The sequence below is a fragment of the Cellulomonas sp. SG140 genome (assembly GCF_025770785.1).
Taxonomy (GTDB): domain Bacteria; phylum Actinomycetota; class Actinomycetes; order Actinomycetales; family Cellulomonadaceae; genus Cellulomonas.
Window position 1 is genome coordinate 713,428 of the sequence record NZ_JANZLA010000001.1, and the last position, 18,401, is coordinate 731,828.

Sequence of the window (18,401 nt, forward strand, 5' to 3'; positions counted from 1 at the left end):
GGGCTCCGGCTCAGCCGCCGGCCGCCTCGTTGGCGGGGCTGCGTGCCAGCACCACGCACCCCGCCAGCGCGACGCCGACCGCGAGCACCACCGCGGGCAGCCAGCCCGCCCGCACGGTGTCGCCGAGGAACGCCGCGCCGACCAGGCCCGGCACCAGCACCTCCACCACGGACACGGTGGCGGCCGCCAGCCCTACCGGGCCGCGCTCGAGCGCCCGGACGTAGGCGACCACGGCGATCACGCCGCAGCCGACGACCACGGCGGCCATCGGCTGCAGCACCACGTGCAGCAGCGGACCGTCGGTGCGGGCGCCGCGGGCGCCGATCGCCACCCCGGCGTAGCCGAGGGCGCTGACCAGGCCGAGCAGCCACGCCGGCCCCGTGGCGTACGCCGCGGCGAGCAGCACCGCGAGCGCACCCGCCCCGACGACCGTCGCGGTGAGGAACACGCCGTGCGCCTGCACGGGCGGCTGGTCGCCCGAGGCGGCGGCCAGCACGACGAGGGAGAGCACCACGCCGACCGCGGCGGCCAGGTCGACCGGCCGCAGCGGGGCGCCGAGGAACGGCCGGGCGAGGAGCACGACGACGACGACGGAGGCTGCGATCACGGTCTCCACCGCGAACAGCGGCAGCCGCGCGAACGCCAGCAGCGACAGCAGGAAGCACGCGCCGTCCAGCGCGAGACCACCGAGCACCAGCGGGTTGCCGAAGGCCGCCATGCCGTGCGCCCGGCGCGTGCCGACCGCCTGCATGATCGTCGCCACGCCGTACCCGATGCTGGCGCCGACCGCCGCGAGGAGCCCGACGATCATGCGGTGGTCCGGCCGAGGAACCGGCCGATCACCGGGATCTCCGTGACGCCCTCGGCACCCGCCATCACCAGCGCCTGCGTGCCGACGAACTCGGCGGCGTCCAGCACCACGTACCGCGGCTGCCAGGACGGGCCGAACTTCTCGTTGAAGCTGGCCAGCGAGCTCATCTGGGTCTGCTGCGACAGCCGCTGCAGCATCGGCCGCACCAGGTCCTCCCACCGCGAGTCGCCACGGCCACCGAGCACGTCCCGCATCACCGCGAAGTTCAGGCCGACCGCCCGCTGACCGCGCGCCGCCACCTCCTGGATGGTGCGCACCACCGTGAAGTCGATCAGCCCGTTGGGCAGGTCCGGCACGTCGAGCCGGCGACGCATCACGTCCAGGGACCACCCGTCGATACCGGGCGCCGGCGCCCACTGGCAGAAGGCGTCCACCCGGCCCTCCGGTGACGTGGTCACCGAGAGCATCAGGCCGACGTCGTGCGGGTCGAACAGGCGGGACAGCGTCATGGAGAACCCGCGCTCGGCCTCGCCGCGCCGCGACTGGTCGGCGACCTCCTCGATCTGCTGCCGCAGCGCCGGGTCCACCGCCGTCGACTCGACGAACGTGGTCGTGTAGCCGGCCTTGCCGACCCGGTTCACGGCCTGCCGCAGCGACTTGCGGGCGTGCCCCTCGAGGCTGAAGCCCGGGCAGTCGACGATCGCCTCGTCGCCCAGGTACACCGAGCGCAGCCCGCTGGCCTCGTAGACCGGCAGCCAGTCGGCCGAGGCGCCGAGCACCGCGACGGACCAGCCGCAGTCGACGGCGTAGTCCAGGAACTCCGCCCACGCGTCGGCCTGCTCCCCCGGCGGGCCGATCGGGTCGGGCGACACCAGGCAGACGCCGCCGCGGACCGCGTGGGCCACCACCGACTCGCCGACGAAGAACCAGTCCTTGTCGTCCCGCAGCGCGAAGTAGTCCAGCGTGCCGCGGCCCCACCGCTCGATCACCCGGCGGGCGCGCTCCCGCTCGTTCAGGTGCGCCGCGGTGTGCAGCCGTCCGGGGCGCTGCGGCGACATCACGAACCAGACGAGCGCGACGACGAAGACGACGACGAGGGCCAGGTCGATGTCCGCCGACAGGTCCCGCAGCGCCGACCGGTGCTCCGGCTCGGAGCGCAGCACGAGCCGGAACAGCACCTCCGCGGCACCGGTCAGCAGCAGCCACGTGCCGGCGATCAGGGCGACCCGCCGTGCCTCGCGGCGGGTGGCCCGCACGGGGAACGACCGGCGCTGCAGCGCCAGCCAGACCGCGGCGCCCAGCACCAGCACGGTCGGGATCACGTCCACGCGGTGCGCCAGGTGCAGCACCGCGGAGACGGCCAGCACCGCGAGCGTGCCGGCCCACGCGATCGAGTGCCCGCGGCGCAGGCCGCGCGACGTGCCGAGCATCACCACGGCCGCGAGCACCAGCGACGGGCGCGCCACGTGCGGCCGGGCGTTCCAGGCCACCTGACCCAGCACCGCGACGGGCTGCCACAGGTGCGGCCGCGCGGCGGAGATCAGCGTGATCACCGCGAGCGCGAGGATCGCGCGGGACGCGACCGTGCGGACACGCACCTGACGACGGTGCCGGGCGAGGGCCTCCATCCGGTCGTCCGTGGCCACCCGCCCGGCCCCTCGAGAGCCTGCTGTCGCCGCCGTCGCCACGGCCCCAGTCTCGCACCGACCCGGCCGTCGCATGGGGCAGGATCGGCCCGGTGAGGAGCGACGCCGACCCCGTGCTGCCGCCGGACGTGCTGCACGAGCTCGGTCAGGGCGGCGACTTCCTCGGGTCCTGGTGGACGGCGGTGGGGCTCGCCCTGCTGACGGCGGTGCTGGTCACGGTCGCGGTCCGCCGGCGGCGCCCGCGTCCCGGGCGGCGACGTCGACGGGTCTGGCCCGCCTGGACGGCGGCGGTGACCGCCCTGGTGCTGTGCCTGGCGATCGCCACCAACGTGGTGGTCGGGTACATGCCGAGCGTGGCGGCGGCACGCGTGACCCTGGCGGGCTGGGGCATCGGGCACGCGCACGCCCTGCCGCACGGCATCCCCGTCGCCAACGCGGCGTCGGTGGCGACCGGGGCCACGCAGCCGGTCACCATCCCGGCGCCGCCGGAGCTGCGGATGGGCACCGCACCGAGCTGGGTGTACACGCCGCCGGGGTACGCGGAGAGCGCCGACCGGTACCCCGTGGTGTACCTGGTCCACGGCAGCCCCGGGCACGCCGGCGACTGGTTCGCGGCCGGCAACGTCGGGCACGCGATGGACACGCTGCTGGCGCACGGGCTGGTGCAGCCGATGATCGTCGTCTCGGTCGACGTGAACGGCACCGGCCCGGCCGCCCGGGACACCGAGTGCCTCGACTCCACCACCGGCGGGGCGCTCGTCGAGACGTACCTGACCACCGTCGTGGTCCCGTACGTGGACACCCACCTGCGCACGGTGGCCGACCGCACCGGGCGGGCGTTCGGCGGCTTCTCCTCCGGCGGGTTCTGCGCCCTCGACCAGGTGCTGCGTCACACCGGGCTGTACAGCACGCTGCTGGCGATGGCGCCCTACGGCGACCCCGGCACCGGCGGCACGGCGATGCTGGCCACGGGTGCCGAGTGGGCGACCCACCACGTGACGGCGTACGCACCCACCATCCCGTTGCCGCACCCCGTCGCCGCCTTCGTCGCGGTGGCGGGTGCCGACCACGGTCAGGACTCCCGGGACGCCCGCACGATCGCGGCCGCCCTGCGCGAACGCGGTCAGGACGTGGTGCTGCACGTCGCCCGTGGCGACGTGCACACCTGGAACATGGCACGCGCGACGCTGCCGTACGCGCTGGTGTTCGCCTCGCACCACCTGAGCGCCGCCTGAGCTCTCATGGCGCCGGCACAGGATCCGTGCGCACCATGAGGCGGTGAACCCCGGCCGGCCCCGCCCGTGGTGAGCTCCGTGCGGTCCCCGATCAGCCGGCTCGCCGACCCGCCGAGGCTGCTGCGCGCCCGCTGGCCGGTGGCCGTGGCGGCCGGGCTGACCGCCGCCGGTGTGCTGCTGGGCCGCCGCTCGGGGGGCCGGCGCTGGACGCTCGGTACGGGCGGCGCGCTCGCGCTGACCACGGCGCTCGCGGTCAACCGGTACGTCGGCTACGTGCCGACCCCGGGCGCCGTCGGCATGTACCTGGCGAGCTGGTCGGCCCGGCTGCACCGCAGCACGCCGCCCCCCGGCACCGTCCGCACGTGGCGGCAGGCGGAGGACGGCTCCGGACGGGTGCTCGCGGCGCAGGTGCCGGTACCGCGCGAGCTGCGGCTGCCCGCCTCGATCACGTGGGTGTGGACGCCGCCGGGCTACGACGACGAGCCGGAGCGCCGGTACCCGCTGCTGCTGATGCTGCACGGCACGCCGGGGTCGTCCGCCGACTGGTTCGCGGCGGCGGAGGTGCCCCGGCTGCTGGACGAGCTGGTCACCTCAGGCGCGATCCCGCCCGTGGTGGCGGTGGCGCCGGACCTCAACGGCACCGGCCTGTCGTGGCTCGACACGGAGGGCCTGGACTCGACCACCGGCGGCGCCCAGATCGAGACGTTCCTGTGGCAGGTGCTGCTGCCCTGGGTGCAGCAGCACCTCCGGGTCAGCGACGACCGGCGGCGGCGGATGCTCGCCGGGTTCTCGGCCGGCGGCTTCGCTGCCCTCGACCAGGGGCTTCGGCACCCGGAGCTGTTCGCGACGCTGCTGACGTTCGAGCCGTACGGCGACCCGGGCCTGGGCGGGCGGCTGATGCTGCGGACGCCGGAGGAGTGGGCCGAGCACGACGTGTCGTCGTACGTCGGCGACGTGCCGCTTCCGCCGGACCTCGGCGTGTTCGTCGACATCGCCGGCCATGCGCGCGGGCGCACCAACGGCCAGGTCGCCCGCTCGATCGCCGGCGTGCTGCGGGCGCGCGGCGCCCAGGTGCTGGTGCGCAACGAGCCGGGGCACGACCACACCTGGGTGATGGCCAAGCACGGGCTGCCGCACGCCCTGGCGTTCGCCGCCTCCCGGCTGCCCGCCGACGAGCGCCGGCTCACGACCGAGCCGGCGCGGCACCCTCGACGACCGTCGGCGCAGCCTGCGCCGCCGGCGCGCGAGCCCGGGCCGCCGCCGACGAGCGCGCCCGACGCGGCCTGACACCCCTACAGCGCGAGCGTCCGCCGCAGGTTGCGCACCGCCTCCCGGCCGGCGCGGTTGGCCCCCACCGTCGACGCGCTGGGCCCGTACCCGACCAGCTGGATCCGCGGGTCCGCCACCACCTGCGTGCCGTCCATCACGATCCCGCCGCCCGGCGCCCGCAGCCCCAGCGGTGCCAGGTGGTCCAGCGACGCGCGGAACCCGGTGGCCCACAGCAGCGTCCGGGCGGGCACGTGGGCCGGGCCGGTCACCCACCCGTCGGCCGCCGGGTCGGGGTGGTCCCACTCGACGCCGTCCGGGACGATCCGGTCGAACATCGGCCGGGCGCGCAGCACGCCGGACTCGATGCCGGCGCGGTACGCGGCCGTCAGCGGCAGCCCGGTGACGCTGACCACGCTCGCCGGCGGCAGCCCCGCCCGGGTGCGGGCGTCCACCTGCGACACCGACTCGCGGCCGTGCTCGGGCGTGAACTCGGCGTCGATCCACTGCGGGGGCCGCCGGGTGACCCACGTGGTCGGCGTGAACGGGGCGATCAGCAGCAGCAGCTGCACCGCCGAGGTGCCTCCACCGACCACCACCACCGGCCCGTCGGCCAGCTCCTCCGGCGTGCGGAAGTCGTGGGTGTGCAGCTGTCGTCCGGCGAACGTCGACCGTCCGGGATAGGCCGGCCAGAACGGCTTCTGCCACGTGCCGGAGGCGTTGACCAGGCCGCGGGTGCGCCAGACGACCTCCGCGTCGGACCCGTCGAGCACCCGGCTGCGCACCAGCAGCCGGCCGCCGCCGTCGTCGGACACCCGCTCCACCCGCACCGGACGCTGCACCTGCAGGTCGTACGCGTCCTCGTACTGCGCGAAGTAGTACGGCACCGCCTGCGCCGCCGGCTCGGACTCGTCGGGCACGTGCAGCGGCATGCCGGGCAGCTCGTGCACCCGGTGCGCCGCCGCCATGGTCAGCGCCGGCCAGCGGTGCTGCCAGGCGCCGCCCGCGCGCGGGTTGTCGTCGAGCACCACGAACGTCGCCCGCGCCTGCTCCCAGCCGCGCGAGCCGACGGCCACCAGTCCGGTGCGGCGCAGGTGGTAGGCCGCCGAGAGCCCGGCCTGCCCGGCACCGACCACCACCACGTCCACGTCGACCGTCCGGGGACCCGCAGGCGGCCCGGAACGCCGTGACCGGCGCGACCCGGACGGCGGGGCGGGCGTGGACTCCATCGCCCGCCCACGGTAACCCAGCCCCCGGCGCCCCTGCCGTCCGTGCGCGCCCCGTGATGGGATCGCCCCATGCACCCCGAGCAGCTGACCGGTCCCCTGCCGGCGGCCACCGCCGCCCGGGTGCGCGCGCTCGCGGCCCGCGCCGAGGCGGCGGACGGCATCGCGCCGCTGTCCGAGGAGCCCCTGCTGCGCCTGACCGACCCGGAGGCGCCCGTGCGGCACCTGCTGGTGCACGAGCCCGGCGTCCCGGAGATCCGCGGGTACGCGCAGCTGGCGCTGGACGACGCAGCGGCACCGCTGGTCGAGCTGGTGGTGGACCCGTCGTCCCGCCGCCACGGCGTGGGTCGCGAGCTGCTCGCCGCCGCGCACCGCATCGCCGGTCGGCCGCCGCTCGTGTGGGCGCACGGGGACCTGCCCGCGGCGCGGGCCCTGGCGACGGCCGCGGGCCTGGTGCCCGTGGAACAGCTGTGGCGGATGCGCGCGCCGCTGGCCGTCCCGCCGCCGGCACCGTCGCTGCCGGACGGCGTCCGGGTGCGGGCCTTCGTGCCCGGACAGGACGAGGACGCCCTGGTCGGGCTCAACGCGCGGGCGTTCGCCGACCACCCCGACCAGGGGCGGTGGACGCGTCACGACGTGCTGGCCCGGGAGGCGGAGCCCTGGTTCGACCCCGCCGGCCTGCTGCTCCTGGAGCGCGGCGGGGTGCCGGTCGGATTCGTCTGGACCAAGGTGCACCCGGCGGGGGACCTGGAGCCCGGGCCCGTCGGCGAGCTGTACGTGGTGGGCGTGGACCCGGACGCGCAGGGGGCGGGGCTCGGCGGCGTGCTGACGGCGCTGGGCCTGCGGCTGCTGGCGGGACGAGGACTGACCGCCGCGGTGCTGTGGACCTCCGGGGACAACGTGCGTGCCGTCCGCACCTACCGTCGCGCCGGCTTCGAGCCGGTGGTGGTGGACGTGCGGTACGGACCCCGCCTGACGTCCGACGGCGCCGCACCGGACGTCGGCGGACCCGCCGCGCCCCCGGCCTAGCCGGGCCCACCGGACCGGACCCGCGCGAGGGTGCCACGATGGGCGCATGAGCGACGCGACCGTGCTCCAGAACTCCTTGGCGGCCACCATCGCCGAGCACCTGGACACCTCCGCCATGCCGGTGGTCCCCGTGGACACGACCCCGCTGCCGGAGGGCCGGTTCCTCGACCGCGAGCTGTCCTGGCTGGCGTTCAACCAGCGGGTGCTGGAGCTGGCGGAGGACCCGACGGTCCCGCTGCTGGAGCGCGTGCGGTTCCTGGCGATCTTCGCGTCGAACCTCGACGAGTTCTTCATGGTGCGGGTGGCCGGTCTCAAGCGACGCATCGCCACCGGCATCGCCGTCACGGCCGCGTCGGGCCTGTCCCCGCGGCAGGTGCTCGAGGCGATCAGCGAGCGGGCGCACCAGCTGATGACCCGCCACGCGCAGGTGTTCACCGAGCAGGTGCAGCCCGCGCTGGCCGCGGAGGGCATCACCATCGTCCGCTGGGACGACCTGGGCGACGCCGAGCAGGACCGGCTGCACAAGTACTTCCGCCGGCAGATCTTCCCGGTGCTGACCCCGCTGGCCGTCGACCCGGCGCACCCCTTCCCCTACATCTCCGGGCTCTCGCTGAACCTCGCCGTCTCGGTGGTGAACCCCACCAGCGGCAAGGAGCACTTCGCCCGCGTCAAGGTGCCGCCCCTGCTGCCGCGGTACGTCGCCGTGGACGCGTCCGGCCGGCCGAGCGCCCCGGACCTGCAGACCGCCGCGGTGGAGAAGGGCCCGACCAGCTTCGTACCGGTCGAGGACGTGATCGCCCAGCACCTGGACTACCTGTTCCCCGGCATGGAGATCCAGGAGTTCCACACGTTCCGCGTCACCCGCAACGAGGACGTGGAGGTCGAGGAGGACGACGCCGAGAACCTCCTCAAGGCGATGGAGAAGGAGCTGCTGCGCCGCCGGTTCGGCCCGCCGGTGCGGCTCGAGCTCGCCGCCGGCACCAGCGCACGCGTGCGCAAGCTGCTCGTCCGTGAGCTGGCGATGGCCGAGGAGGACGTCTACGAGCTCCCCGCCCCGCTGGACGCCACGGGCCTGAACCTGATCGCGGACCTGGACAGGTCGTCCCTGCACTTCCCCACCTACGTGCCGACCACGCACCGGCACCTGGCCGAGGTGGAGTCGGCGACGCCGACGGACGTGTTCGCGGCGATCCGCGCGCGGGACATCCTGCTGCACCACCCGTACGACTCGTTCTCCACGTCGGTGCAGGCCTTCCTCGAGCAGGCCGCCGCCGACCCGCAGGTGCTGGCGATCAAGCAGACGCTGTACCGGACGTCGGGCGACTCCCCGATCGTCGACGCGCTGATCGACGCCGCCGAGGCCGGCAAGCAGGTGCTGGCGCTGGTGGAGATCAAGGCCCGGTTCGACGAGCAGAACAACATCTCCTGGGCCCGCAAGCTCGAGCAGGCGGGCGTGCACGTGGTGTACGGCATCGTCGGGCTGAAGACGCACTGCAAGCTGTCTCTCGTCGTGCGCCAGGAGAGCGACGGCCTGCGCCGGTACAGCCACGTCGGCACCGGCAACTACCACCCCAAGACGGCGCGCCTGTACACCGACCTGGGCCTGCTGACCTGCGACCCGGAGGTCGGCCAGGACCTGACCCGCCTGTTCAACCAGCTGTCCGGCTACGCCCCCAAGTCCCGGTTCCACCGGCTGCTGGTCGCCCCGCGCTCGGTGCGGGCCGGCCTGATCGAGCGGATCGAGCGCGAGGCCGCCTCGGCCCGCGCCGGCCGGACGGCGTGGATCAAGATCAAGGTCAACTCGATGGTGGACGAGGCCACCATCGACGCGCTGTACCGGGCCTCGATGGCCGGCGTGCCGATCGACATCAGCGTGCGCGGCATCTGCGCGCTGCGGCCCGGCGTGCCGGGTCTGTCCGAGACGATCCGGGTGCGCTCGATCCTCGGCCGGTTCCTCGAGCACTCGCGGATCTTCGCGTTCGCGCACGCCGACGGCACGCCCGAGGACGGGTTCGACTTCGCCGGCCCCGAGGTGTTCATCGGCTCCGCCGACCTGATGCACCGCAACCTCGACCGCCGGGTCGAGGCCCTGGTGCGGGTGGCCGACCCCGACCACGTCGTGGAGCTGCTCGACCTGATCGACCTGCAGATGGACGACGGCGTCTCCTCCTGGCACCTGCTGCCCGACGGCGCGTGGGAACGGCACTCGACCGGGCCCGAGGGACCGCTGGCGGACGTGCAGGCGGTGCTGATCGCGCGGCAGCGGCGCCGGCCCGGGCTCGGCCAGTGAAGGCAGCAGCTGCGCCGGTCGTCGTCGAGGCGGCCGGCGCGCTCGTGTGGCGGGTGCGTCGCGGCAGGCTGCAGGTGGCGCTGGTGCACCGCCCGCGGTACCGGGACTGGTCGTGGCCCAAGGGCAAGCTGGAGGCCGACGAGACGGCGGTGGAGGCCGCCGCACGCGAGGTGGCCGAGGAGATCGCGCAGGACGTGGTGCTCGGCATGCCCCTGCCGCAGCAGGAGTACAAGCTGCGCGACGGTCGCATCAAGCGGGTGCAGTACTGGGCCGCGCAGGTCGCCGGGCGGTCCGACGCCCCGGCGGTGCACGCCAGGCACCCGGTGCCCCCGGCCGCGCGCACCGAGATCAACGACGTGCGCTGGTTCGACGCCCCGGACGCCGCGCGGCAGCTGACCCGCTCCTCCAACATGGCGCCGCTCGACGCACTGATCGACGCCTACGCCAAGCGCCGCCTGGACACCCGGGCGCTCGTGGTGGTGCGGCACGGGTCCGCCCGCAAGCGGGCCGCGTGGACGGGGACGGAGGCGGACCGACCCCTGACGTCCGACGGTGAGCGGCAGTCGGGCCACCTGGTGCCGCTGCTGTCCGCGTTCGGCGTCACCGGCATCGTCTCCAGCGAGTGGCTGCGCTGCGCGGCCACCGTCCAGCCGTACGCGCAGGCCGCCGGCATCCCCGTGCGCACGTCGCCCACTCTCACCGAGCTCGGCCACCGCACGAGCCCGGGGCTGGTGGCTGCGGAGGTCGCGGACCTCATCCGCGGGCGCCACGACGTCGCCCTGTGCACCCACCGACCCGTGCTGGCCACCGTCATGGACGTGATCGCCGAGCACTCCCGCCGCGAGGTGGCCGACGGGTTGCCTGCCGAGGACCCGTTCCTGCACCCCGGTGAGATCCTCGTGGCCCACGTGGCCGACACGATGCCCGGCCCACGGGTGGTGGCCACCGAGCGCCACCGGCACGTCTGAGGCAGGACCGGCCGGGTCCCCGCGGAAGGCGCGGGCCGGCGGGCCGCCCTGCAGGCGGATCAGCCGATCAGCGGTCGCAGCGCGAGGTAGCAGAGCGCCGCGACGGCCGCCGCCGCGGGGATGGTGAGCACCCAGGCCGTGGCGATGTTGCCCGCGACGCCCCACCGCACGGCGGACAGCCGCTTGGTGGCGCCGACGCCCATGATCGCGGACGTGATGGTGTGCGTCGTGGACACCGGGGCGTGCAGGCCGACGGCGTTCACGTAGAGCAGCACGGCGGACACACCCTCCGCGACGAAGCCGCGCGCAGGGTCCAGCTCGATGATCCGCCGGCCGAGCGTGCGCATGATCCGCCACCCGCCGGAGTACGTGCCGGCCGAGATGGCGGCGGCCGCCGCGAGCTTGACCCACACCGGGATGCCCGTGTGCGGGTTGGCCCAGCCGACGCTGATCAGCGCGAGGTAGATGACGCCCATCGTCTTCTGCGCGTCCTGCAGGCCGTGGCCCAGCGCCATGCCGGCGGCGGAGACGGTCTGGGCGAGCCGGAACCGGCGCAGCGTCCGGGCCGGCGGCCGGCGGCGCACCGCCCACAGCACCCCGATCATCACCACGAAGCCGAGGCCGAAGCCGAGCAGGGGCGAGACCACCATCGGCAGGACGACCTTGTTCTCGATCGCCTTGCCGTACACCCCGAACCCGGCGACGAGGCCGGCACCGACGAGGCCGCCGATGATCGAGTGCGTCGAGGACGACGGCAGCCCCAGCCACCAGGTGATGAGGTTCCACACGATCGCGCCGATCAGCGCGCAGAGCACCACCACCAGGGCGTCGTGCGACGAGGCGTCCTTGAGGTCGACGATCGACTTGGCGATCGTCTCCGCCACCCCGGTGCCGAGCAGGGCACCGGCGAAGTTCATCACCGCGGCCATGATCAGCGCGACGCGCGGCGTCAGGGCCCGGGTCGAGACGGACGTGGCGATGGCGTTCGCCGCGTCGTGGAAGCCGTTGGTGAAGTCGAACCCGAGTGCGAGCGCGACGACCACGACGACGAGCGCGACCTCCACGGCGGCTCAGGACTCCTTGACGGCGATGGTCTCGATGGTGTTCGCCACCCGCTCGAACGCGTCGGCCGCGTCCTCGAGCTTCTCGACGATCTCCTTGAGCTTCATCAGCAGGATCGGGTCCGCGATCTCCTCGAACATCTGCGCGAGCAGCTTGCGGTGCGCCTTGTCCGCCTGGTTCTCCAGCCGGTTGATCTCCACGACGTACTCCGACAGGGAGCTCATGGAGCGCAGCCGCGGCATCGCCTCGGCGGTGAGCTCGGCGGCGCGCTGCAGCGCCTGCACCTGGTCGGCGACGCGCGGCGGCAGGCCCTCGATCTTGTAGAGGACGACGAGGTCGGCAGCCTCCTCCATGAAGTCCATGCAGTCGTCCAGGCCGGAGGCGAGCGTGTAGATGTCGTCCCGGTCGAACGGCGTGATGAACGTGAGGTTCAGCTGCCGCATGATCGTGTGCGTCGCCTCGTCGGCCTGGTGCTCCGCCTCGGCGAAACGCTTGCCGATCTCCTTGCGCGCGGCACGGTCGGCGCCGAGCATCTCGCCCAGCAGGTTCGCACCGGTGACCAGGTGCTGGGCCTGGGCGGCGAAGAGGTCGTAGTACGAGTTCTCGCGCGGTGTCAGGCGCAGGCGCACGGCAGGCTCCGGTCGAGGAATGGGGTGCCCGGGCGAGCCGCTCGGACGTCCGACAGCCTAACGGCACCCGACCGGGACATGGACGCCGGGTGTCTGGTACGTGCAGGTGATGTGCGCGGGGCGAGCGGCCGTGGGCGCGGCAGGTCGGTCTGCCGGAGGAGTGGGTGCGTCGGGCCGCAGAGCGCCTCTCGGCGCGTGGCCGCTCGAAGCGGCGAAAAGTGGAGCCCGGGGCTACCGCGACCCGACGCCCGCCCAGTGTAGGCACGCGCCCGGACGGGACGCCGGGCCGGCCCGTCAGTCGAGCGTGCCCGCCCGCCACGAGCGGGCGTCGTCCGCCAGCTCGTCGGCCGTCCTGAGCAGGGCGGACGCGCCGTGGGTCTGCCGTGCGGCCGCAGCCGGGTCGGCCAGGTCGAGGTGGTCGGCGTCCAGGGCGGCGCCCGCGGCGAGGACCCGGCAGAAGGCCGCCGCCCGCTCCAGCGCCACCGCGAGGTCGCCGGAGTACACCCCGCCGAGCACCTCGTCGGCCGCGCGCCGCACGTCCTCCGGTCCGGGCGGCGTCACCACGCCGGCCACCGCGTCCTGCACCGGCGCCACCGCCATGCCCTGCCGGTACCGGTCGGCGACCGTCCCGGGGTCCCGGCGCACCCACTCGCGCAGCACGTAGAGCCGCCACAGGGCCCCGGGCAGCGTCCCCGCCGGGCTGTGCGACCACAGGTCGGCGACGACGTCGAGGCCCTCGGTCTCCACCAGGGCGGTCAGCCGGGCCAGCACCTGCGGGTCCTCGCTGGCGCGGCCGCGGTGCACCAGCAGCCGCGCCGTGGTGTGCGCCACCTCCTCGCGCAGGCGCGCGTCCGACGGGTCGGCGAGCCCGTCGGTGGACGCGGGGTCGACCAGCACCGGCCGGTGGTGGCGGGGGGCGCCGGAGCCGGTCGGTCGGCTGCGGTTGTCGTCGGGCACGGCGCCGATCATCCCTCCCGCACGGCCGCCCTGCCCGCGGCGGTCGTCGCCGACGACGCCTCGGCCCGGCGTGCGCACGCGCAGGTGCGGACGGAAGGTGAAGGTCACAACGCCGCGACCACAGGGGGTCCACACATGTCCAGCCCGAGCGACCGCCCACGTCCCGCCCACCACAAGGCCGCCATCGGGCTGGCGGTCGCCGCGGCGACCGGGGGCTTCCTGTTCGGGTTCGACAGCTCGGTGATCAACGGCGCCGTGCAGTCCGTCACCGAGCACTTCCACCTCGGTGGCGTGGTGACCGGCCTGGTCGTGGCCGTGGCGCTGCTCGGCTCCGCGCTCGGCGCGTGGCTCGGCGGGCGGCTGTCCGACCACTGGGGCCGCACCCGGGTGATGCTGCTCGGCGCGGTGCTGTTCTTCGCCTCCTCGATCCTGTCGGGGCTGGCGGTCACGCCGTGGGACCTGGCGCTGTGGCGCGTGCTGGCCGGCGTGGGCATCGGAATCGCGTCGGTCATCGCGCCGGCCTACATCGCCGAGATCTCCCCGGCCGGCGTGCGTGGGCGCCTCGGCTCGCTGCAGCAGCTGGCCATCACGCTCGGCATCTTCGCGGCACTGCTCTCCGACCAGCTGCTGGCGACGTCCGCGGGCGGCGCCTCGCACGTCCTGTGGCTGGGCATCCCCGCCTGGCGGTGGATGTTCGGGGTCTGCGCCGTCCCCGCCGCCGTCTACGGCTTCCTCGCGCTGCGCCTGCCGGAGTCGCCGCGCTACCTGGTCGCGCAGGGCCGGCACGACGAGGCGCGCGAGGTGCTCGCCAGCGTGCTGGGGCCCGACGAGGACGCCGGCCGCCGGGTGGAGCTGATCCGCGAGACCATCCGCGCCGACAAGAAGGCCTCGGAGCGGGTCACCCTGCGCGGGCCGGTGCTGGGGCTGCTCGGCGTGGTGTGGGTGGGCATCCTGCTGTCGGTGTTCCAGCAGTTCGTCGGGATCAACGTGATCTTCTACTACTCGACGACGCTGTGGCAGGCCGTCGGGTTCGGCGAGCAGCAGTCGTTCCTGTTCTCGACGTTGACCAGCGTGACCAACGTGCTGGTCACCCTGATCGCCATCGCGCTGGTGGACCGGCTCGGCCGGCGTCCGCTGCTGCTGATCGGGTCCGCCGGCATGGCCGCGATGCTCGGCCTGATGGCCCTGGCGTTCGCCCACTCCGGCGGCACCGCCCAGCACGTGACGCTGTCCCACGGCTGGGGTGTGACGGCGCTGGTGGCCGCGAACGCCTTCGTCGTCTTCTTCGGCGCGACCTGGGGACCGCTGGTGTGGGTGCTGCTCGGCGAGATGTTCCCCAACCGCATCCGGGCGGCGGCCCTCGGCGTGGCGGCCTCGGCGCAGTGGCTGGCCAACTTCGCCATCACGGTCAGCTTCCCGCAGCTGCTCGCGCAGTTCGGGCCGAGCGTGCCGTACGTGCTCTACGCGGTGTTCGCGGCCGTGTCCTTCGTGTTCGTCCTGGTGCGCGTCCCGGAGACGAAGGGCGTCCAGCTGGAGGACATGGAGTCGCTGCACACGGTGCGGCAGGAGCAGCGCGCGCACAGCGGTGCGGCAGCCCGGGCGTAGGGCAGCCGGCGGTCGGGCCGGTCAGCCCATCCAGGTGGTGCGGCGGCGGGCCACCTTGGCCAGCGCGGCCACCCGTGCCTCGTCCAGCACCGGCTCCATCCGCCGGAAGACCGCCGGGACGTCGCTGCGCGGCACCGCCAGCGGGTCGCTCGGGCTGGTCGCGGCGACGTCGAGGTCCAGCTCGCCCTGCAGCACCAGCACGCCGCGCACGTGGATCTGCGCGCAGCCGGCGGCCATCAGCCGGTCCTGCGTGCGCGCCGCCTCGAGCCGGCAGTCGCGCAGGTAGCTCACGGGCTGACCGGACACGGTCACCGTGCGGCCGCGAGCGCGGACGCGCTCGCCCGGGTGCCGGCGCTCGGTCACGGTGAACAGGCCGCCCGGGCCGATCAGCAGGTGCTCGACGAGGCTGCCCTGGCGGCCCAGCGGCACGTCGTGCACCGTCTCCCAGCCCTCCTCGGCCAGCCGGTCCAGGCGCTGGGCGACGGAGCTGCCGCGCTGCGCGGCCGAGCCGGTGGCGAGCACGCTCTTGCCGAGCCACTCCTCGATCGCGGCGTCCAGCCGGCGCAGGTCCTCCTGCGCACGGACGGTGGTCGCGGGCAGCACCAGCTCGGTGACGTCGGCCCGCAGGAACTCCTGGGCGGCCCGGCGCAGCTCGTTCTCCATGCCCGGGTCCGCGGCGACGACCTCGCCGGACTGCAGGTCGACCGACCCGACCGGACGGCCGCTGTCCTGGGTGACGTACAGACGGTCCGCGCCGTAGCGGCGCCAGCGGCGCACGGTCAGCAGATCATCCACGACCTGATTATCGGCACCGGGCGGCCTGTGCGTGAGGTGAGAGGACCGGCGCGTCCGGCACCGGATGTGCGGTTCTGCACACCCGGTGCCGGCTCACCCGGGACCTCAGCCCTGCGTGACCTCAGCCCTGCGTCGGCTCGAACGTCAGGCTGACCGAGTTCATGCAGTAGCGGTCACCGGTCGGCGTCTGGGGGGCGTCGTCGAACACGTGGCCCAGGTGCGAGCCGCACCGGGCGCACCGCACCTCGGTCCGCACCATCCCGAGGGTCCGGTCCGTCAGCAGCTCCACGCGGTCACCGGCGAGCGGGGAGAAGAAGCTCGGCCAGCCGCAGTGCGAGTCGAACTTGGTGTCGGAGCGGAACAGCTCCGCACCGCACGCCCGGCACCGGTACACGCCCTCGCGGTGCTCGTCGAGCAGGGCGCCGGTCCACGGCCGCTCCGTCGCGGCCTGCCGCAGCACGGCGAACTCCTGGGGCTCGAGCTCCAGCCGCCACTCCTGCTCGCTCTTGTCGACCTGGTAGGTCATCACGCCTCCTTCGCGTCAGCCGGTGCAACACCCGGCGCCACCATGACGTTCCCCGCCGTGGGTGTCCGCGGTTATCGCCCAGCGGCGGGACCACGCCATACCCTGTCCGCAGGTGCCCCGCCGGGCGCCCCCCGCCGTCCAGCGAGGTCCCCGTGCCACGTGCAGCCCGACGACGCTCGAGCCTGACCCGATACTTCGTCGTGGTCAGCCTCGTCGCCACCACGCTGCTGGGTTGTGCCCTCGTGTGGGTGTCCTCGTCCGTGATGCGGCAGCAGGCGGTGCGGCTCGGCACGGTGACGGCGTCGTCGGTCGGCTCGTACGCGGTGGCACCGCTCAACGCGGAGATGTTCCGCACCGGCATCCTCGACGACACCCAGCGCGCCGCCGTCACCGCCGCGACCTCGGGGTTCAAGGACAAGCTGGTCGAGCTGCGGCTGTGGAGCATCGACGGCCGGCTGATGTACTCGACGGCCCGCAACACCACCACGGGGCTCCCGGACAACACCCGGTTCGAGCGGATGCGGGCCTCCGGCGAGCCGGACGCACGGATCGTCACCGACGTGCGCCGGCTGCCCGGCGGCTCGGCGCTCGCGTCCACCGAGCAGCCGGTGCTGGACGTGTACGTCCCCGTGCGCGCCGGCGACACCAGCGACCCGACCACCAGCGTCGGCGTGCAGCCCAAGGACGCGATCATCGGCGCGGCCGAGGTGATGATCGACCAGACGGTGTCGCAGCAGTCCCTGGCAGACGCCGTGCGCACCGTCACGTACGTCGTCGTCGGCGGTCTGGTGCTGCTGTGGCTGCTGCTGTTCCGCACCGTGCACTCGACGTCGAAGCGGCTGCACAACACCGCGCTGGAGAACGCCCGGCTCGCGCTGCTCGACTCGTTGACCGGCCTGCCGAACCGGCGGCTGCTGGCGGACCGGATGCGCCGCGGCATCCAGCAGGCGCGTGACGAGGGCACCCGCGTCGGCCTGGTGCTGCTGGACATCGACCGGTTCAAGGAGATCAACGACACCCTGGGCCACGACCGCGGCGACGAGCTGCTCGAGCTGGTGGCCGAGCGGCTGCGGCACTCCCTGCGCGACGAGGACGTCGTGGCCCGGCTGGGCGGCGACGAGTTCGCGATCCTGCTGCCGGACGTGCGGACCGTCGAGAACGCGGCACGCCTCGCCCACCGCGTCCGCGACGTGTTCGGCGCGCCGTTCCGGCTGGGCGGCATGGAGCTGCACGTCGAGACGTCGATCGGCGTGGCGTGCCTGCCGGACCACGCCGACGACGCGTCGTCCCTGATGCGGACCGCCGACGTGGCGATGTACACCGCCAAGACGCACCGCACCGGCGTGGCGGTGTACGACGCCGACGACGACCACTCGTCCCCCGCCCGGCTGATCCTGCTCGGCGACCTGCACCGGGCCCTGGAGCAGGCCGAGTCCGGGGCGTCCACCGAGCTCGAGATGCACTACCAGCCGAAGATCGACCTCGCGTCCGGCCGGACCGTCGGCCTGGAGGCGCTGATCCGGTGGCGGCACCCCGAGCACGGGCTGCTGCTGCCGAGCTCGTTCATCCCGCTCGCCGAGCAGTCGGGGCTGATCCACGTGGTCACCCGGTTCGCCCTCGAGGAGTCGATCCGGCAGCTGGCCGCCTGGAACGGGCAGGGCTCCACCACGCCGGTCGCCGTGAACCTCTCGGCGCACGACGTCGCGACGGACCACGTGGTGGACCTGATCGAGACGTTGCTGCAGCGGTACCACGTGCCGGTCGGGCAGCTCGAGGTCGAGATCACCGAGACGGCCCTGGTCTCCGACCGGTCCCGGGTGATCCCGGTGCTGCAGCGGCTGGCCGGGATGGGCGTCCGCGTGGCGATCGACGACTTCGGGATCGGCAACACGTCGATCTCCCAGCTGCGGGACCTGCCGGTGGACCAGCTGAAGATCGACCGCCTGTTCATCGCGGACCTGCGGGACGACACCCGCGAGGGCTCGCAGGTGGTGGTGCAGGCGATGGTGGACCTGGCCCACTCCTTCGGCCTGCGGGTGGTCGCGGAGGGCGTGGAGGACGAGTCGACGTCGACGATCCTCGCCCGCCTCGGTGTGGACGAGGCCCAGGGCTTCTTCTACGCCAGGCCCGCGGCGCCGACCGAGCTGCCGGTGCAGGTGCGGCTCCCCGGCCAGCGCGTCGGCAGCGGCCGGGGCCGACGGCCCGCGGCACCCCGAACCGCCTGACCGCGGCGCGCGGCGGAGGCCGCGGCCCGATCGACCACCTCGACCCGTCCGGCCGCCACGCCGCCCGGCGTGCTCGCGGTCGGTGGGCTCGCGGTCGGTCTGCCACGGTTATGACCCTTTTGACCGGTGCC

15 protein-coding genes are annotated in these 18,401 nt (G+C 74.4%); 7 read left to right on the plus strand and 8 right to left on the minus strand.

From position 1 onward, the window contains the following. Positions 1–10 precede the first annotated feature (10 nt). Together N0B34_RS03350 and N0B34_RS03355 are read right to left on the minus strand one after the other, a co-directional pair. Positions 11–811, minus strand: a complete 801-nt coding sequence (locus tag N0B34_RS03350) for a hypothetical protein (RefSeq protein WP_263729810.1) — start codon at positions 809–811, stop codon at positions 11–13. Continuing rightward, positions 808–2,457, minus strand: coding sequence for a bifunctional lysylphosphatidylglycerol flippase/synthetase MprF (locus N0B34_RS03355; RefSeq protein WP_263729811.1), 1,650 nt, complete (start codon positions 2,455–2,457; stop codon positions 808–810). The genes N0B34_RS03350 and N0B34_RS03355 overlap by 4 nt, the downstream gene beginning before the upstream one ends. 92 nt (positions 2,458–2,549) lie before the next feature. On the opposite strand from N0B34_RS03355, the gene N0B34_RS03360 reads away from it, so the two are divergent. Continuing rightward, a complete protein-coding gene (locus N0B34_RS03360) occupies positions 2,550–3,692 on the plus strand; it encodes an alpha/beta hydrolase (RefSeq protein ID WP_263729812.1) in 1,143 nt (380 codons plus the stop codon). A gap of 78 nt (positions 3,693–3,770) precedes the next feature. Then, on the plus strand, positions 3,771–4,979 hold the full coding sequence (locus tag N0B34_RS03365; protein ID WP_263729813.1) for an alpha/beta hydrolase: 1,209 nt from the start codon (positions 3,771–3,773) through the stop codon (positions 4,977–4,979). Between the two features lie 5 nt (positions 4,980–4,984). Here N0B34_RS03365 and N0B34_RS03370 read toward each other — a convergent pair whose 3' ends face one another. Further along, positions 4,985–6,187, minus strand: a complete 1,203-nt coding sequence (locus tag N0B34_RS03370; RefSeq protein WP_263729815.1) for an NAD(P)-binding domain-containing protein — start codon at positions 6,185–6,187, stop codon at positions 4,985–4,987. Between the two features lie 69 nt (positions 6,188–6,256). Between N0B34_RS03370 and mshD the strand changes: the two genes are divergently transcribed. From mshD to N0B34_RS03385, 3 genes are read left to right on the plus strand one after another with little or no spacing between them, the layout of a single operon-like run. Next, positions 6,257–7,213, plus strand: coding sequence for a mycothiol synthase (mshD, locus tag N0B34_RS03375; RefSeq protein ID WP_263729816.1), 957 nt, complete (start codon positions 6,257–6,259; stop codon positions 7,211–7,213). A gap of 46 nt (positions 7,214–7,259) precedes the next feature. Beyond that, entirely contained in the window at positions 7,260–9,503 is a 2,244-nt protein-coding gene (locus N0B34_RS03380) for an RNA degradosome polyphosphate kinase (protein WP_263729817.1), read from the plus strand. After that, a complete protein-coding gene (locus N0B34_RS03385; RefSeq protein ID WP_263729818.1) occupies positions 9,500–10,471 on the plus strand; it encodes a histidine phosphatase family protein in 972 nt (323 codons plus the stop codon). The genes N0B34_RS03380 and N0B34_RS03385 overlap by 4 nt, the downstream gene beginning before the upstream one ends. 59 nt (positions 10,472–10,530) lie before the next feature. Here N0B34_RS03385 and N0B34_RS03390 read toward each other — a convergent pair whose 3' ends face one another. From N0B34_RS03390 to N0B34_RS03400, 3 genes are all read right to left on the minus strand, one after another. Beyond that, on the minus strand, positions 10,531–11,535 hold the full coding sequence (locus tag N0B34_RS03390) for an inorganic phosphate transporter (RefSeq protein WP_263729819.1): 1,005 nt from the start codon (positions 11,533–11,535) through the stop codon (positions 10,531–10,533). A gap of 6 nt (positions 11,536–11,541) precedes the next feature. Further along, a complete protein-coding gene (locus tag N0B34_RS03395; RefSeq protein WP_263729821.1) occupies positions 11,542–12,162 on the minus strand; it encodes a DUF47 domain-containing protein in 621 nt (206 codons plus the stop codon). Positions 12,163–12,456: 294 nt separating this feature from the next. Next, the gene (locus N0B34_RS03400; protein ID WP_318529958.1) at positions 12,457–13,227 is read right to left on the minus strand and encodes a hypothetical protein; all 771 of its coding nucleotides are present in this window, start codon (positions 13,225–13,227) and stop codon (positions 12,457–12,459) included. Positions 13,228–13,254: 27 nt separating this feature from the next. On the opposite strand from N0B34_RS03400, the gene N0B34_RS03405 reads away from it, so the two are divergent. Beyond that, the gene (locus N0B34_RS03405) at positions 13,255–14,724 is read left to right on the plus strand and encodes a sugar porter family MFS transporter (protein ID WP_263729823.1); all 1,470 of its coding nucleotides are present in this window, start codon (positions 13,255–13,257) and stop codon (positions 14,722–14,724) included. 21 nt (positions 14,725–14,745) lie between these two features. On the opposite strand, the gene N0B34_RS03410 is transcribed toward N0B34_RS03405, so the two are convergent. Both N0B34_RS03410 and msrB read right to left on the minus strand, forming a co-directional pair. Beyond that, positions 14,746–15,519, minus strand: coding sequence for an NERD domain-containing protein (locus N0B34_RS03410; protein WP_263729824.1), 774 nt, complete (start codon positions 15,517–15,519; stop codon positions 14,746–14,748). Between the two features lie 121 nt (positions 15,520–15,640). Beyond that, positions 15,641–16,045 (minus strand): peptide-methionine (R)-S-oxide reductase MsrB, encoded by a 405-nt coding sequence (msrB, locus tag N0B34_RS03415; protein WP_263729825.1) that lies wholly within the window; start codon positions 16,043–16,045, stop codon positions 15,641–15,643. Positions 16,046–16,197: 152 nt separating this feature from the next. Here msrB and N0B34_RS03420 point away from each other — a divergent pair, with 152 nt between their 5' ends. Further along, on the plus strand, positions 16,198–18,270 hold the full coding sequence (locus N0B34_RS03420) for a putative bifunctional diguanylate cyclase/phosphodiesterase (RefSeq protein ID WP_263729826.1): 2,073 nt from the start codon (positions 16,198–16,200) through the stop codon (positions 18,268–18,270). Positions 18,271–18,401: the final 131 nt, after the last annotated feature.